Origin of the sequence: Salinicola lusitanus (genome assembly GCF_003206045.1) — a bacterium.
GTDB lineage: Bacteria > Pseudomonadota > Gammaproteobacteria > Pseudomonadales > Halomonadaceae > Salinicola > Salinicola lusitanus.
Map to the genome: position 1 here is coordinate 643,565 of NZ_PZJM01000003.1, position 16,800 is coordinate 660,364.

The window sequence follows — 16,800 nt, forward strand, 5'->3', positions numbered from 1 at the left end:
CCGGGCTCATCGCCCCATCGGCGAAGAGCCTGAGACCTAGGTCGCATTGATACTCCGCCCTTGGATGACTAGTTTACCGTCAAATGTAACCGGTTACATCGAGAGAGCATACCGGTCGTCACAGCCCAGCCGAGCATCCCGTGGAGGACGAATGACCACAACGAAACGACGCGTGCGAATGGGCATGATCGGGGGTGGTGAAGGCGCCTTCATCGGCCGGGTGCATCGCCTGGCTGCCGCCCTGGACGGTGAGCTGGAACTGGTCTGCGCCAACTTCAGCCGCGACCCCGGCAACAACGTCCGCACCGGCGAGGCCTGCGACCTGTCGACACGGCGCCTCTACCCCGACTGGCAGTCGCTGATCGATGGCGAACGCCAGCTCCCCGAGGACCAGCGCATGGATATGCTGGTCGTGGTCACCCCCAACCATCTGCACGTACCCATCAGCCAGACCGCGCTCGACGCGGGCTTCCATGTCTTCTGCGAGAAGCCGGCGGCGACCACCCTGGCGGAAGCACGCCGACTCGCCACCACCCTCGAGGCGAGCAAGGGCCTCTATGGTCTCGCCCACACCTATCTCGGTTATCCCATGGTCTGGCAGGCACGCCGCCTGGTGAGTGATGGCGAGCTCGGTCGGCTGCGCAAGATTCATGTCGAATATCCCCAGGGCTGGCTCGGCACCAACCTCGAGGGCACCGGCAACAAGCAGGCGGGATGGCGCACCGACCCCGCCATCGCCGGTGCCAGCGGCTGCATGGCCGACATCGGCACCCACGCCTTCGGCCTCGCCGAGTTCATCTCGGGACACCACGTCACCGAGCTCTGCGCCGCCCTCGGCATCCATGGCGAACAGCGGCGCCTGGATGATGACGGCGACGCCCTGTTCCGCACCGCCGAAGGTGCCAGCGGCACCCTGATGGCCAGCCAGGTCTGCACCGGCGAGGAGAACGCCCTGAAGATCCGCCTGTATGGCGATCGCGGCGCGCTGGAGTGGCAGCAGATGGAGCCCAATACCCTGATCCACCGGCGCCTCGACGAGCCCATGCGGGTGCTGCGCGCGGGGATCGACCAGCCCGGCCTGGCGCCGGAGGCCCTGGCGCGGCTGCGCCTGCCCGGCGGCCATCCCGAAGGTTACCTGGAGGCGCTGGCCAATCTCTACCGCGATTTCGCCGACGCCGTCCGACGCGGCGATCGCGGCGCCGCCGACGGCGTTCCCGGCATGGACGAGGGCCTGCGGGGCATGGCCTTCATCGAGGCCCTGCTGAAAAGCCAAGCCGGCACCGCCAAGTGGACATCCCTCGAGGACACTTCCCAGCGGCATGACGCGGAGGCAACCACATGACAGGCACTCACGACACCGGTATCCAGGGGCCGGCGCTCTTTCTCGCCCAGTTCCTCGACCACCACCCGCCTTTCGACGATCTCGACACCATCACCCGCTGGGCAGCCTCGCTCGGCTATCGTGGCGTCCAGATGCCGACGGTCGATCCACGCCTGATCGACCTCGAACTCGCCGCCGACAGCCAGGATTACTGCGACGAACTGACCGGACGCTGCGCCGAGGCCGGCGTGGCGATCAGCGAGCTCTCCACCCATCTACAAGGCCAACTGGTGGCGGTACACCCCGCCTTCGATGAACTGTTCGACGGCTTCGCTCCCGCGCACCTGCATGGGCGGCCCGACGCACGCCGGCACTGGGCCGAGGAACAGCTCAAGCTCGCCGCCCGCGCCAGCCGGCGACTGGGGCTGACAGCACACGGCACCTTCTCCGGTTCCCTGCTGTGGCCGTACCTCTACCCCTGGCCGCAACGGCCGGCGGGGCTGATCGAGGAGAGTTTCGCCGAACTGGCCCGTCGCTGGCGGCCGATCCTCGATGTCTTCGACGAGCAGGGCGTCGACCTGTGCTTCGAGATTCATCCGGGAGAAGACCTGCACGACGGCGCCACCTTCGAACGCTTCCTCGACGCCGTGGACGGCCACTCCCGGGCGAAGATCCTCTTCGACCCCAGCCACATGGTGCTGCAGCAGCTCGACTACCTGGGCTTCGTCGATCGCTACCACGAGCGGATCGGCATGTTCCACGTCAAGGATGCGGAGTTCACGCCCAGCGCCCGCAGCGGGGTCTACGGCGGCTATCAGGGCTGGGTCGACCGCCCCGGTCGCTTCCGCTCGCTGGGCGATGGACAGGTCGACTTCAAGGGTATCTTCTCGCGGCTCACCCAGTACGGCTACGACGGCTGGGCGGTACTCGAATGGGAATGCTGCCTCAAGGACGCCGCCCAGGGCGCCGCCGAGGGCGCGCCCTTCATCGCCAGTCACCTGATCATGCGTGCCGACAAGGCCTTCGACGACTTCGCCGACACCGGCTCGGATCCCGGGCGCAACCGGCGCCTGCTGGGACTCGGCAAGACGGACTGATACCCACCACACAATAACGAGGGTTCGCCATGCTCAGCACACGGCTCGGCATCATGATGTTTCTGCAGTTCTTCATCTGGGGCGGCTGGTTCGTCACCCTGGGCACCTTTCTCTCCCAGAACCTGGACGCCAGCGGAAGCCAGATCGGCATGGCCTTCTCGACCCAGTCTTGGGGCGCGATTATCGCGCCCTTCATCATCGGTCTGATCGCCGACCGCTACTTCAATGCCGAACGCATCCTTGCCGTGCTGCACCTGGGTGGCGCCGCGCTGATGTTCGGTCTTTACCGCGCCCAGGACTTCGCCACCTTCTATCCGCTGGTCCTGGTCTACATGATCCTCTACATGCCCACCCTGGCGCTGGTGAACTCGGTCTCCTTCCGCCAGATGAACGATCCTTCGCAGGAATTCGCCAGGATCCGGGTCTGGGGCACCATCGGCTGGATTCTCGCCGGACTGGCGATCAGCTACCTGTTCTCCTGGGACGGCGCCGAGGCCATTGCCGGCGGCGCCCTGCGCAATACCTTCCTGATGTGCGCCATCGCCTCGCTGGCGCTGGGCCTGTACAGCTTCACCCTGCCAGCCACGCCGCCCAAGGCGGACACCCGCAAGCGCGGACTGAAGGAGATCCTCGGGCTCGATGCCCTGCAACTGCTCAACGACCGCAACTACGCGATCTTCTTTGTCGCCTCTGTGCTGATCTGCATCCCGCTGGCGTTCTACTACCAGGATGCCAACTCCTTCCTGGCGGAGGTCGGCGTGGCCAACCCCACCGGCAAGATGACCCTGGGACAGGTCTCGGAAGTTCTGTTCATGCTGCTGCTGCCGGTGTTCATCCACCGCTTCGGCATCAAGATCACGCTGATCGTCGGCATGCTGGCCTGGGCCGTGCGTTACGCCCTCTTCGCCGTCGGCGATGCCGGTGAAGGCGTCTACCTGCTCTTGATCGGCATTGCCCTGCACGGTGTCTGCTACGACTTCTTCTTCGTCTCGGGGCAGATCTACACTGATGCACGCGCCGGCGAACGCTTCCAGAGCGCCGCCCAGGGCATGATCACGCTGGCCACCTACGGGGTCGGCATGCTGATCGGCTTCTGGGTCGCCGGCCTGGTCACCGACCACTACGCCACCGCCGATGGCCACGACTGGCAGGGCGTCTGGCTGTTTCCTGCAGGCTTCGCCCTTGCTGTCCTGCTGCTCTTCCTGGTGGCCTTCAAGGACAAGCAAGGCGTCAGGGGTGTCACCGAGACGGAACGGACCTGAGAGATCGGCCGCCGCAGGGGTGCCAAGCCGATCGGCGACGCCTGGAGGCAGCGATTGGATCAGCGGCGTCGCCCGACCATGGGTGCGGGAGGCCGATGCCTCCTGCACGCCTCGGTTAATGATCACAACAGCGCCTCTTACCGGGCCTGGTGGAGGGTTCTCACACCGGGGCGGAAACCCGGTTCAAGCCGCTCTCCTGCTGTTCATTCCCTGAGGCCACCTTACCGAGTCCGCTTCACCTGTTTCAGGATATCGATGAACGCGCGCAGTGACGCTGGCACATGGCGGTTGGCCGGATAGTAGAGCGCGAGTCCCGGCGTTGGCGGGCACCAGTCATCGAGGACGGTCACGAGTTGGCCCGATTCCAGATATGCCTGGGCGAAGTGGTCGGGGACATAGGCGATGCCATGCCCGTCCGCGGCCGCCTCTACCAGGAGATCATTGTCGTCGAGAGTGAGATTGCCAGGGGCGTCCACCGCCAGCTCGGCGCCCCGTCTGGAAAACTCCCAGCGATAGCGCTTTCCACTGGGCAGGCGTTGGCGGATGCAGCAATGCACATGCAGATCATCGGGCGTGGTCGGCCTCGACCTGCCTTCCAGATAGGACGGCGCCGCCACGGCGATGAAGCGCACGTCAGCCCCGAACCGTACCGCGACCATGTCCTGCGGAATCGTTTCCATCAGGCGCACGCCTGCATCGAACCCCTGTTCCACGACATCGACGAGACGTCCTTCCGAGACCAGATCGAGCTCGACGTCGGGATAGCGCTCCAGGAACGGAGGCACCACGTCCCGCAGGAGGATACGGGCACCGCCTTTGTTCGCATTGATCCGCAGCGTGCCGGTTGGCGTGCCGCGCTCCTCGGAGAGGGTATCGAGCGCCTGATCGAGATCCCGAAGAACCGGACGGAGCTGAGCGAGCATCCGGGCGCCAGCCTGGGTCAGTGACACGCTGCGTGTCGTCCGGTTGAAGAGCCGGACGCCCAGCTTGCCCTCGAGTCCGATGATCGTGTGGCTGAGCGCAGAGCGCGAGACGCCCATGACGTCGGCCGCCCTGCGAAAGCTGAGGTGACTGGCCACTGCAGTGAAGGCGGCCAGATCGTTCAGACTGGGACGCATCATTCGTGATTATTCCTCACCACCTCATCCCATATTGGCGATCTTATAACACCAATCTTCTTGATTTACATTTGCAAATCTACAGAGGAGTCATCAAATGACGAAAACATGGTTTATCACCGGCGCTTCCTCGGGGCTCGGTCTCGAGATGACCCAGCGACTGCTGGCCCAAGGCGATACGGTGGTCGCAACGACACGACGCTCAGGGGCGCTAATTGAACTCGAGCAGCAGTACCGTGAGCGCCTGGATGTGATTCCGCTAGATCTGCTCCAGCCGGACAGTACGGCATTGGCCGTCGAAGGCGCGTTTCAGCGACACGGTCGGATAGACGTGGTGGTGAGTAATGCCGGCTACGGCCTGTTCGGAGCCGCTGAAGAGCTTACCAACGATCAGATCGAGCGGCAGATTGCCACCAATCTCACCGGGTGCATCCACTTGATCCGTGCCGCTCTACCCCGTCTTCGCCAGCAGGGCGGTGGAAGGGTCGTGCAGGTCTCGTCAGAAGGTGGGCAGATCGCTTATCCGGGCTTCAGCCTCTATCACGCCACCAAATGGGGTATCGAAGGCTTCGTCGAATCAGTGGCCCAGGAAGTGGCTCCCTTCGGTATCGACTTCATCATCGCCGAGCCGGGGCCGACCGCTACCAATTTTGGTGCCAATCTCGTTTATGCCACCCCCATCGAGGCCTACGACCAGACGCCTGCCGACGCCGTTCGTCGCGCAATCGGCGACGGAAGCTTCGAGATCAAGGGCGATGCGGCGCGTACCGTGGACGCCATCATTTCTGCCGCCGAGAGCACGACACCACCCTTGCGGTTGGCACTGGGCAGCACCGCCTATGCGTCGATCTCGCAGGCACTCTCCACACGTCTGACGGCCCTAGAGGCGCAGCGGGAGCTCGCCTACTCTGCCGACCGGCAGGCGCCGTGAAATCGCAGCAACCCAGACATCAGGAACAGGAGAAAAACATGTCCATCCGCCCGGTCATATTGGCGTTCGCTCTCGGAATCTTGTCCTCATCCGCCTTTGCGCAGACCAGCGCTGACAATCAGGTACTGGGCACCTGGAAAATGGTGTCGGCAACGATCGATCCCGGTGGCAGAAATATCCCCGCCTATGGAGAAAAACCCAACAGTCTCCTCGTCTTTACGCCTGACATGCACTTCGTGGAGGTGCTGACCGACGCCGACACGCCTCGGTTTGCGTCCAATGCTCGCGGTGGGGGAACAGATGAAGAGAACCGCATGGCGATGTCACGCGGCATCGGCTTCTTCGGCACCTATACCGTCGACAGCAACGGAGAATTCAGCGGGAACCGTGTCCTGGGTTCGACATTCCCTAACTGGGTCGGCAGCGTCCGGACGCGTAATGACCTGACCCTGGTCGTGTCAGGCGACCGCATGACCGAACAGTTTCGGCGGCCCGAGGGGACCCAGATCCAGATCGAATGGCGGCGCGTCGAGTAATGGCAGCGCGTCGAGTAAAGAACGGGGAGCACGAACCCTTCGATGATAACCAGAGGCGAAGTAGGACGACCGGGAGCAGATGAAGTCGAGTCGTTGATGAGAGCGAGCTTCTTGCCACACCCATACAAAGAAAAACCCATATACCGCCAATAGAGTCAAACTCCCACGAGAAGTGCCGCACGATCGCTGACAAACACCAAATTGATAACAAGCGCCATGTCACTATCGTGCTATACAACCACAATTTCTGGACTAAAAACCTCGACGAACTGGGACAATAGCAACGCGTTGGCATGAACTCATTTTATAGGAAGAGGCCCTGGTTTTCAGGGCTCCCCTGGCGAATAGCGAATACGCTCTACTGCGGTGCGGCCAAATGGCAGCACCCCCGCAAAGCCTTCATGCCCTCGTCTTTACTCTTCATTTCGAGACCTGCCCCGCCAACGAACACGCCCATCTTGATATACTGCTCAACGAAGTAATTCTCGCCGGCGCTCGCGGTAAAGACGAGCGTATTGTCACTGAATTCGGATTCAGTTGACAGGCTGTGCTCGCCCGGTTCTATCAATTCATAAAAATAGACGCCATTGGCCGTCTCACCAAGAAGTTGGCCATCCAGAGAGATAGACTTCTTTAGTGCCTTGCCCATGAAGCTGTCGCGGTAGACGTAGAGGCCAGCTTCACCCTTCGGGGGTGCGGGGAACTGCTTGAGTGCAAGATCTTCATCGCTGGAACCCATGGGCACCGAAGCACATCCTGAAGCCAGCAGCGTCGTGGTGATAAGCGCGCCTAACATCGCTTTTTGATACATCTATGTTCCCTTCTCGAATCTTTTCTTGGTATTTGTCTCGGCAAACCAAGTATCGACCGCAGAAGGGATTTCCTTAACAAAGACGATTCATAGACCGAGTATCGCGTGGTCGTATCACCCCAGCAGCAGATCGCCCTCGATGGGAATGAACTCGCTCGCCGCGTTGATGAGCGAATGCGCGGTGAACTTGGGCACGCCGTAGATCTCGACGCGCTTGCCGTGGACCTCGCGAATCTTGCGCGCCAGCAGGTCGAAGTCGCCGTCGCCGGAGGCCAGCACCACCACATCCGCCTGGGCCGCGTACTCGATGGCATCGAGGGTGATGCCCACGTCCCAGTCGCCCTTGGCGGAGCCATCCGCGCGCTGGATGAACGGCTTCAGCTTCACCTCGAAGCCGATCGTACGCAGCGTGTTCTGAAAGCCGCGCTGTTTGGGATCACCGCGGTCGGTGGCGTAGCAGCGCGCGGTCAGCACCTCGCGGCCCGCCGTCACCCGCGCCCAGAAGCGGCGATAGTCGAACTGCTTGGCGTAGGCGTCACGTGTGGTGTAGTAGACGTTCTGGGTGTCGACGAAGATCGCGACCGTGGTCATGGGGCGGCATTTCCAGAGGTGGCCGAGCGCCGGCGCCTTTTCGTACACACTCTAGCGAACCAAAACGCGTCGGCGAGCCGTTTCCGGCCCGCCGACATCGAACTCGCTACGGCCGAACCTAGCGAGCGAGTTCCTCGCGCACGATCGCCGCACCAGCGCTCAAAGCCTTCAGCTTGCCCTGCGCGACCTGGCGAGACAAGGGCGTCATGCCGCAGTTGGTGCAGGGGTAGAGCTTGTCGGCATCGACGAATTTGAGCGCCTTGCGCAGGGTCGCGGCGACCTCTTCCGGTGTCTCGATGGTGTTGGTGGCCACGTCGATCGCCCCGACCATCACCTTCTTGCCGCGGATCAGTTCGATCAGCTCCATCGGCACATGGGAGTTCTGGCACTCCAGCGAGACGATATCGATGTTCGAGGCCTGCAGCTTGGGGAAGATCTCTTCGTACTGGCGCCACTCCGACCCCAGGGTCTTCTTCCAATCGGTGTTGGCCTTGATGCCATAGCCGTAGCAGATATGCACGCCGGTCTCGCAGGCGACCCCTTCGATGGCTTTTTCCAGGGCGGCGATGCCCCAGTCGTTCACCTCGTCGAAGAAGACGTTGAAGGCGGGCTCGTCGAACTGAATGATGTCCACGCCGGCGGCGGCCAAGTCGCGGGCTTCCTGGTTGAGGATCTTGGCGAACTCCCAGGCCAGCTTTTCACGGCTCTTGTAGTGGCCGTCGAAGAGCGTGTCGACCATGGTCATCGGGCCCGGTAGCGCCCACTTGATCGGCTGGTCGGTCTGCTGGCGCAGGAACTTGGCATCCTCCACGAAGACCGGCTTCTCCCGCGCCACGGGGCCGACCACCGAAGGAACGCTGGCGTCGTAACGGTCGCGGATCTTGACGATCTCGCGCTGCTCGAAATCGACGCCGCTCAAGTGCTCGATGAAGGTGGTGACGAAGTGCTGACGGGTCTGTTCGCCGTCACTGACGATATCGATACCCGCCCGCTGCTGATCGTGCAGCGAGACTCGCAGTGCATCCCGCTTGCCCTCGGCCAGCTCCTCGTCCTGCAGTTTCCAGGGAGACCAGAGCGTCTCGGGCTGGGCCAGCCAGGCGGGCTTAGGCAGGCTGCCGGCGGTCGACGTGGGCAACAGAGTCTTCATGCAAAAATGACCTTCATAACGGGTTGATCAATTGAAACGGGGCGTTCAAAAAGAGTAGCTGGCCGACCACTGCTCGAGCACCTGGCGGTAGGGCTTGATGAAGTACCGCTCGGTGAACTTGCCCTGCTCGACGGCCAGCTGGCTGCGCTCTTCGCGGTCGTAGACGATGCGCGTCAGCGAGTAGTCCTGATGCTCCAGGCTCGGCTGGTAGATCTTGCCGGCGACCGAGTTGGCGTTATAGATCTCGGGGCGGTAGATCTTCTGGAACGTCTCCATGGTGCTGATGGCGCTGATCAGCTCGAGATCGCTGTAGTCGGCCAGCAGATCGCCGGAGAAGTAGAACGCCAGCGGTGCGACGGCGTGCGGAGGCATGAAGTAGCGCACCTGCAGGCCCATCTTGCCGAAGTAGAAGTCCGTCAGCGAGGAGTCGTCGTTTTCATACTCTACGCCCAGCACCGGGTGGCGATTGTCGGTCTGGCGATAGACCTTGCTGCTGGAGACGCTGAGGCAGATGACCGGCGCCTTACCGAAGGAGGCCCGGTAGGCGTCTGACTCGACGAAGCGCTTGAACAGCTTGCCGTGCAGGTCGCCAAAGCCCTCGGGGATGCCGAATTCGGCGCGGTCCCGGTTGTGCTCCGACAGCCACACGCTGAAGTCGTAGTCGCGCACGTAGGAGGAGAAGTTGTTCCCCACCATGCCCGGAATGCGCTTGCCGGCGTGCTTGTCGATGATCGTCGTCTTGAGCATCTCGATCGCCGGGAAGGTGTCGTCCTCGTCCTCGGCCCCCACGCTCAGCTCACCGGTGATGATGTCGAGCTCGACGGCGTAGCGATCCGCCTTGGGGTTGTCCCAATGCGCCAGGGCATTGAAGCGGTTGTCGATCATCGTCAGGGCATTGCGCAGATTCTCCTCGCGACGCTCCCCTCTTGCCAGGTTGGCGAAGTTGGTGGTGGTGCGCGTGTTCTCGGCCGGACGGTAATGCTCGTCGAACCGAACGCTCTTGATATCGAATGTGAAGTCGTGATTCATCGCGAACAAGCACCCTGTTTGTCGAGAGAGGCGCCGGGCCGTCGGCAGGCCCAGCGTCTGTCAATGCCATGTTGGTCAGCACGTGTTTGCCAACGTGTTGACCAATGCCGTGTCTGACGTATCGACCGACAGCCGCCTAGCGGCTGTCATCGAAGCGGGTGCTATTTATGCCAGAGCGGCTGGATGCATGAAAAGCGATAAGATTTCAGCTCAAGATGAATCACGTTCATGATTCGCCAAAACCCTTGCCGGCTAGCCAGGGGAGTTAGCGTGATGGCGGATTTTCGCGGCAGGCGGATTCGGGGCACTTTGCCGCCCTTCTCCCATCGCCACGGCCATCCGAGTCGAGCTCCTGCGCAAGCCCGTCGACATCCCCATCGCAGGCGTCCCGTAAGATCAGCGTGTCTGCGATGGGGAGCCATGCGCCGCGCGTTAGCCGCGATCGAGGGGCCGGGGCGCCTCGTTCGAGGGAATCGATCTACTGATCCAGTCCGCTCATCAGCACGTATTTGACGTCCACGTACTCCTCGATGCCGTAGAAGCTGCCCTCGCGGCCGTAACCGGACTGCTTGACGCCGCCGAACGGTACCGACGCCGTGCCCACCGAGCCGGTGTTGAGAATGACCATGCCCGCCTCGAGCGCGCGTGACAGCCGGAACGACCGCCCCAGATCCCGGGTGTAGCAGTAGGCGACAAGACCATACTCGGTGGCATTGGCACGCTCGATCACCTCCGCCTCCGTCTTGAAGCGATAGACGGCAAATACCGGGCCGAATATCTCGGTCCGGGCCACCTCGGCATCGTCGTCCAGTTCGGTGATGATGGTCGGTTCATAGAACAGACCGCCCTGCGCATGCGGTTCGCCGCCCAGAACGATATGCGCACCATGCTGGCGGGCACTCTCCACCAGCGAGGAGACTTTTTCCAGGCCGGCACGATTGATCATCGGCCCGACCACGAAATCGTCTCGCATGCCCTCGCCGACCTCGATGCCGGACACCCGCTCGACCAGCTCCTCGACGAACCGATCATGAATGGCGTCATGCACGTAGAAGCGATTGGGCGAGATGCAGACCTGGCCCGAATTGCGCAACTTGGCACTCACCGCGCCCGCCACGGCAGCGTCGATGTCGGCATCGTCGAAGACGATGAACGGCGCATTGCCACCCAGCTCCAGTGTCATGCGGGTCAGCGTCTGGCCGGCAGCGCTGGCCAGCCGGCGACCGACGGCGGTCGAGCCCGTGAACGAGATCTTGCGGATCCGTGTGTCGGCGGTGAAACGCTCGCCGATCTCCTGCGGATTGCCAGTCACCATTTCGAACACGCCTTCCGGAATGCCCGCCTCGCGCGCGGTTTCCAGCAGCTTGTAGGCCGTCAGCGGTGTCTCCTCGGAGGGCTTGATGATCATCGTGCAACCGGCGGCGAGTGCGGTGGCGATCTTGCGGGTGATCATCATGAAGGGGAAATTCCACGGCGTGATGGCCGCCGTCGGGCCGACCGGCTCCTTGACCACCATGATCTGGGCATTCGCCGCGTGGGTGGGAATGGTATCGCCATAGACACGCTTGGCCTCTTCCGCATACCACTCGATGAAACCGAGGCCGTACTCGATCTCGCCGTAGGCCTCGGCGAGACACTTGCCGTTCTCCTTCACCATGAGCTCGGCGAAGGCGGCCTTGTCGTCGCGAATTCGCTCGAACCAGCCACGCAGCAAGTCACCACGCTCTTTCGCCAGCTTGCGTGACCAGGCGGGAAAAGCGGCGCAGGTACGGTCGATCGCCGCGTTCACTTCATTCAGGGACATCGCCGGCGCTTCACCGACCACCGAGCCATTGGCGGGATTCAGGACTTCGATCATGGTGCTGTTCCTCAGGAGTGGATGGCTGAGATACCAGGCTTCGAACCCTCGCTGGTATCGATCTCCTCCCGTTGAGCTCGGGCAGGAGACGCATTGCATGATAGAAAGCCGAATCCCCATCCACGATGGCCCAGAATCTCCCGTTATTGCCTAAACCTCTCGATCGCCAAGAATATCCTCCAAAGCTGTGGCAAACTCCTCCTCATCGATTGACCCCATCGCCAACCCTCATGCGGCGCACCAGGAGACTCGGCCATGACGCGATCCCAGCCCTCTCGGGCACCGAGACACCAGCCCGAAGCGGATACGCCGCAACAGGCCATGATCGCGTTGCTGAAAACGCTGGCGCCTGACGAGGGCTACAACCTGACGGCCCTCCCTGACGTGCGCTTGCTACGCTCGAACCGGCCCCTCGCCTCCACGCCCGTGCTCTACGACCCCGGCATCGTCATCGTCTGCCAAGGGCGCAAACGGGGAATCTTCGGCGGCCAGGTCTACCTCTACGATGCGCAGCACTATCTGGCAGTCTCCGTGCCGGTCCCTTTCACCATGGAGACCGATGCCAGCGAGCACGAACCGTTGCTCGCCATCTACATGCACCTGGACTTCAAGCTGGCCGCCGACCTGATGCTGCAGATCGATCAGTTGGGCGGCACCGAACCCGCCAACCCCCGGGGAATGATGTCGACGCCCATGGACCGCCGACTGGGCGATGCCGTGCTGCGCTTCCTGGAAGCGATGAGCCGGCCGCTCGAGGCCGCGATACTCGGGCCTGCGCTGGTGCGGGAGATCTACTTTCATGTGCTGACGGGCGAACAGGGGCACTCGATGCGGGCGGCGCTGGCCATGCAGGGCCAGTTCGGCAAGGTGGCACGCGCCCTGCGCTGCATTCACGCCTCCTACGCGGACGATCTCGACGTCGAGCAGCTCGCCAGCCGTGCCGGCATGAGCGTTCCCACCTTTCATGCGCACTTCAAGGCCGTGACCCACACCTCGCCCATGCAGTACCTGAAGTCCACGCGCCTGCACCAGGCACGGCTGCTGATGGTGAGAAACGGCATTACCGCGGCGGCGGCCAGCGCCCAGGTCGGCTACGAAAGCCCGTCCCAGTTCAGTCGCGAGTTCAAGCGCCTGTTCGGCCGAACACCGGCGGCGGAAGTGAAACGGATGAAGGCAGAGTTCGCTATTCCACCCGCGCATGCGGCGGCGACGTTCGTGTCGTCGCACTGAACCGGGAAGAACGCCACCGAGGCAGGAACGCGTGGCTGAGCGCATTGTCGAGTCTCAAGCGCTTGCCGTCGCCATATGCCAGTGAACCGCCGACAGTATCCAGTGGTTCAGGTCAGCGTGGCGATGGCTGCCGAGTTCACTCGTCGTTTACGTCGATCACGATCTTGCCAAACGGCCTGCGGTCCAGATGATCCAGCGCCTGAGGCAGCTCGGCAAAGGTATAGCGCGCCTCGATGACCGGCTCGAGCCGGGCTTGATCCACCGCCCGCACGAAGCGCTCCAGCGCTCGCCGGCTACCGGTGCCGATACCGTGGATCGTGACGTCCTTGAGCATCAGCGGCATGGCTGGAGAGGCGATATCGAATCCTGCCAACGCCCCGATCTGGCATACGTGCCCACCCACGGCCGCCAGTTGAACGGAGACACCGAGATTATCGCCACCGACCACGTCGAGCACGTGATCCACGCCCTCGTCATCGGTCAGCGCGTATACCGCTTCCATCCAGTCATCGCGGGAACGATCCACCCAGTGATCGGCTCCCAGCGCCAACGCCCGCTCACCTTTCTCCGGTTGGGTGGCAACGATCACCTCTGCCCCGCTCATCTTCGCGATAAGCAGACCGAATAGCGCCACGCCGCCGGTACCCGGAATCAGCACCCGATCGCCAGCCTTGACGCCGGCTCTCTCGACGAGCGCAAACCAGGCCGTCAGTCCGGCGCAGGGCAAGGTACTGGCCTGGGCATCATCCAGCGCGCGCGGCGCATGAACCAGCCAGGCGGCAGGCATGGCCAGGTATTCGCTCAGAACGCCGGGGTAGAAACCGCCCAAGGTACGATAGGCCGGTGTTCGCGCGTTACCCGGTCGACGCCCATCGATCCAGTCGGGCGTGAATACGGAGATGACCCGATCTCCCTCGGCAAACCCTTTCACTTGCTCCCCCAGTTCGACGATGGTGCCGGCCATGTCGGAACCGGGCGTGAAGGGATAAGCCAGCGGCAGCCCCCTGCCACTCTCGATCACCATCTTGTCGCGGTGGTTGAGCGAGACGGCCGCCACCCTGACCAGCACCTCGCCCGCCGCGGGGCGTGGCTTCTCGCAGGTGGCCAGTGTCAGTCTCTCACGACCGATCGCGTCCATTTCCCAACGCCTTGTCGCTTGCATCATGTTGGCTCCATCGAGGGGTGCCGACGGTCGTCGTCGACAGCGTGGCGAGACTATCCCACGATGGTGAGCGAACTATAATACGCATCAATCGATACACACTGATGAATAAGAGACAGCAATATGAGCGGGAACAGGGTATGAACGGGAAGGAGATTGCCGAACTCATCGCGTTCATGGAGGTTGCCAGATCGCAGAGTTTCCGCCGTGCTGCATCACGCCTGGGAATGTCGCCCTCGGCGGTAAGTCACACCATCCGCTCACTGGAGACGCGGCTGGGCGTCAGAGTCTTGAGTCGCACCACCCGTAGCGTATCGCTTACCCAGGCAGGCGAACGGCTACTGGAGCGTGTAGCGCCGGCGATCAGCGACATCCGGCAGGCCGTGCATGAGTCGGCGGCGTTTCAGACCTCACCACAAGGCAAGATCCGGATCAACTTGCCGCGCATCGCAGCCCAACTCGTGCTGGTGCCGCGACTTCAAGCCTTCCTGGAGCGCTACCCTCGTATCGAGGTGGATCTCGTCATCGACGACACGCTGACCGATATCGTCTCGCAGGGCTTCGATGCGGGCATTCGCTCGGGTGAGCGCTTGCAGCAGGAGATGGTCGCCAGACAGTTGACGCCGGCACTGAACATGGCCGTGGTGGGGGCACCAAGCTACTTTGCTCGACGCTCGCCACCGGAGGTCCCGGCAGATCTTCACGCGCACGTCTGCATCAATTACCGCTGGAGCGACTCGAACGCCTTGTACGCCTGGACCTTTCAGGAGGGCGACAGACGTTTCGACCTACAGGTTCGCCACGCCTTGACCCTCAATGACACCAGCTTGATCGTCGCGGCGGTTCTGGAAGGCACCGGACTCGCCTATCTGCCACAGAATCATCTGCAAGCCTATTTCGACAGCGGTGAACTGGTGCGAGTCCTCTCCTCATGGACGCCGTCGATCCCGGGGTTCTATCTCTACTATCCGCACCGCGAACACATGCCCAGCGCGCTGAGAGCCTTCGTCGACTTCATGACCGTGCCGGTGGACCAGCCACTCTCACACACCCAGTAATGGCGGCGGAAATAGACGTGGGGATGGGAAAACCTTCGTGAGCGTGGGGAAATACCCGCATTTACTGCAAAGCGCTTGTGAGCAGAACCCCGCCTCTCCTCACGTCCTATCATGGCTGGTATAAGTGCATGATAAGCATCACCACCAGAGCGACCGTCAAAGGAGTCCAACTTGAGCAACACCAGCCGCCAGCTGACCTACCTGGAAAAGGCTCACGCCCACATGGTTTACCTCCGCGTGGTATTCTTCAAATGGCTGATCGTAGTATTGGGCACCATAATTACCCTCCTAAGCATCGCATTGCCCGTGGCGTTCATATACGACAATATTCGCGCCCCCCTGCTGCTAACAGGCTTCTTGATGTTGATGAATTTGGTCATCATGGTGCTTGGTGTTCTATTTGTCGCCCATGGCCTGGGCCGGGCAGCTACGCTCAGGAGCACCACCGATAAGCTGCATGGCCGGTTGATCGAAAAGAGAAATACGGGAAGTTCCGGCAATGGCGGCGGGCGTTTTACCACTTATACCTACTTCATTGATAAAACCCAACTCTATTGGCCGCCCGGCGCCGAAAGTATCTACAAACCCCTTGTGGATCAACAGATCACAGTAACGGTCGCCATGATCGACATTCGAAACCGAGCCAAATTGAGCTCACTTCTCAATATTATTGGTATCGATAAACTCAAGGAAAAACCGTTGGGCATGGGAGTGGTCCTCGAATTCCGAAAGGTTATCGATATTCATAGTGTTCTCGAAAAATATGGGCGCTACTACCTATTGCGCTACCAGCTTCAATGGGCAGCGGGCTTCGGCTTTTTTTCAGCACTCGCCTTTTTTCTTTTAACGCATTCGGCCACAGGCGACTGGATGTCTCAAAAGAGTCATTTCACGCAGGCCATGATCATCTTTGGATATATCTTCGGTAGCATTTTGACGGCTGCTTTCGTGGCCAACAAGTACCCAGCAGTACGTAAATTGTTAAACCCTGAGTATGACAGCACGCCTCACAAGGAGAGATTGAAGGGAAATTGAGCCGGTTGTTCAATGCCGAATTGCTATCTCAACAAGCAGGACCATAAGCGCTACGGGCAGACTGAGATGACATCTCATGAATGCTGCCCGCTATCCACACATCGCCGCCCTAGAAGTAGCCGAAGGGAAGGTTCAGGCTACTGAGCAATGATCTTTCCCAGAGCCATGACCACGCCTAGTCGAGGTAGAGCACTAGCACCTCTTCGATCCAACTTATGAAGGCGCGGACGCGGCGCGACAGATTCCGTGGATGGGCCACGACCAGGGACACATCGAGTGGCTCGGGGCGGAAATCCGGCAGAACCTCCACCAGCGCCCCGCTTTCCAGGTGAGCGCAGCCTGGATCAGGCCGATGCCGACAGGCCAGCGGCTTCGTAGGTCTGGACGCTGTTGACATGCAGGACGCCGGGCAGCGGCAGCGTGGCGTATTCGTCGCCGTCCGGGTATTCCCAGCCATAGGGCCGTGACCGTCGGCACCCAACGGTCACGGCAAGGACATAGCCAGTCACAAGCAGACCGGCCTGGGGCATCCTTACCGTAGATCGCGCGAGACATCCGGAACAACCCCGATCATGTCCATCTCCTTACGTTCCGAAGGCACCGGCGATCTGAGT

At 61.8% G+C, this 16,800-nt stretch carries 15 protein-coding genes; 8 read left to right on the forward strand and 7 right to left on the reverse strand.

Annotated elements, in window-relative coordinates:
* Positions 1–151 precede the first annotated feature (151 nt).
* The 3 genes from DOM45_RS06730 to DOM45_RS06740 are packed head-to-tail and all read left to right on the forward strand — an operon-like array spanning position 152 to position 3,680.
* The gene (locus DOM45_RS06730; protein WP_110598772.1) at positions 152–1,342 is read left to right on the forward strand and encodes a Gfo/Idh/MocA family protein; all 1,191 of its coding nucleotides are present in this window, start codon (positions 152–154) and stop codon (positions 1,340–1,342) included.
* The gene (locus tag DOM45_RS06735; protein WP_110598774.1) at positions 1,339–2,418 is read left to right on the forward strand and encodes a sugar phosphate isomerase/epimerase family protein; all 1,080 of its coding nucleotides are present in this window, start codon (positions 1,339–1,341) and stop codon (positions 2,416–2,418) included. Before DOM45_RS06730 ends, DOM45_RS06735 begins: the two co-directional genes overlap by 4 nt.
* Before the next feature lie 29 nt (positions 2,419–2,447).
* Positions 2,448–3,680, forward strand: a complete 1,233-nt coding sequence (locus DOM45_RS06740) for a nucleoside permease (RefSeq protein WP_110598776.1) — start codon at positions 2,448–2,450, stop codon at positions 3,678–3,680.
* Between the two features lie 221 nt (positions 3,681–3,901).
* Here DOM45_RS06740 and DOM45_RS06745 read toward each other — a convergent pair whose 3' ends face one another.
* Positions 3,902–4,801, reverse strand: coding sequence for a LysR family transcriptional regulator (locus DOM45_RS06745; protein ID WP_110598778.1), 900 nt, complete (start codon positions 4,799–4,801; stop codon positions 3,902–3,904).
* A gap of 94 nt (positions 4,802–4,895) precedes the next feature.
* Here DOM45_RS06745 and DOM45_RS06750 point away from each other — a divergent pair, with 94 nt between their 5' ends.
* A complete protein-coding gene (locus DOM45_RS06750) occupies positions 4,896–5,729 on the forward strand; it encodes an SDR family oxidoreductase (protein WP_110598780.1) in 834 nt (277 codons plus the stop codon).
* A 38-nt stretch (positions 5,730–5,767) separates the two neighbouring features.
* The gene (locus tag DOM45_RS06755; RefSeq protein ID WP_110598782.1) at positions 5,768–6,265 is read left to right on the forward strand and encodes a lipocalin-like domain-containing protein; all 498 of its coding nucleotides are present in this window, start codon (positions 5,768–5,770) and stop codon (positions 6,263–6,265) included.
* Positions 6,266–6,623: 358 nt separating this feature from the next.
* Here the strand turns inward: DOM45_RS06755 and DOM45_RS06760 are convergent, their stop codons facing one another.
* The 5 genes from DOM45_RS06760 to DOM45_RS06780 all read right to left on the reverse strand — a co-directional run bounded on the left by DOM45_RS06760 (position 6,624) and on the right by DOM45_RS06780 (position 11,701).
* A complete protein-coding gene (locus tag DOM45_RS06760; protein WP_110598784.1) occupies positions 6,624–7,076 on the reverse strand; it encodes a DUF2846 domain-containing protein in 453 nt (150 codons plus the stop codon).
* 114 nt (positions 7,077–7,190) lie between these two features.
* Positions 7,191–7,667 (reverse strand): NYN domain-containing protein, encoded by a 477-nt coding sequence (locus DOM45_RS06765; protein WP_110598786.1) that lies wholly within the window; start codon positions 7,665–7,667, stop codon positions 7,191–7,193.
* A 118-nt stretch (positions 7,668–7,785) separates the two neighbouring features.
* A complete protein-coding gene (locus DOM45_RS06770) occupies positions 7,786–8,814 on the reverse strand; it encodes a methionine synthase (protein WP_110598787.1) in 1,029 nt (342 codons plus the stop codon).
* 45 nt (positions 8,815–8,859) lie between these two features.
* Positions 8,860–9,843 (reverse strand): DUF1852 domain-containing protein, encoded by a 984-nt coding sequence (locus DOM45_RS06775; RefSeq protein ID WP_110599021.1) that lies wholly within the window; start codon positions 9,841–9,843, stop codon positions 8,860–8,862.
* A gap of 478 nt (positions 9,844–10,321) precedes the next feature.
* Positions 10,322–11,701 carry an NAD-dependent succinate-semialdehyde dehydrogenase gene (locus tag DOM45_RS06780; RefSeq protein ID WP_110598789.1) on the reverse strand — a complete coding sequence of 460 codons (1,380 nt, stop codon included), beginning with the start codon at positions 11,699–11,701 and terminating at the stop codon, positions 10,322–10,324.
* 255 nt (positions 11,702–11,956) lie between these two features.
* On the opposite strand from DOM45_RS06780, the gene DOM45_RS06785 reads away from it, so the two are divergent.
* On the forward strand, positions 11,957–12,931 hold the full coding sequence (locus DOM45_RS06785; RefSeq protein ID WP_240612306.1) for an AraC family transcriptional regulator: 975 nt from the start codon (positions 11,957–11,959) through the stop codon (positions 12,929–12,931).
* A gap of 136 nt (positions 12,932–13,067) precedes the next feature.
* On the opposite strand, the gene DOM45_RS06790 is transcribed toward DOM45_RS06785, so the two are convergent.
* Positions 13,068–14,096, reverse strand: a complete 1,029-nt coding sequence (locus DOM45_RS06790) for a zinc-dependent alcohol dehydrogenase family protein (RefSeq protein ID WP_167404616.1) — start codon at positions 14,094–14,096, stop codon at positions 13,068–13,070.
* Between the two features lie 137 nt (positions 14,097–14,233).
* Here DOM45_RS06790 and DOM45_RS06795 point away from each other — a divergent pair, with 137 nt between their 5' ends.
* Both DOM45_RS06795 and DOM45_RS06800 read left to right on the forward strand, forming a co-directional pair.
* Complete coding sequence (locus tag DOM45_RS06795; protein WP_110598793.1) at positions 14,234–15,151, forward strand: LysR family transcriptional regulator; 918 nt, start codon at positions 14,234–14,236, stop codon at positions 15,149–15,151.
* A gap of 171 nt (positions 15,152–15,322) precedes the next feature.
* Complete coding sequence (locus DOM45_RS06800) at positions 15,323–16,186, forward strand: hypothetical protein (RefSeq protein WP_110598795.1); 864 nt, start codon at positions 15,323–15,325, stop codon at positions 16,184–16,186.
* Positions 16,187–16,800 lie beyond the last annotated feature (614 nt).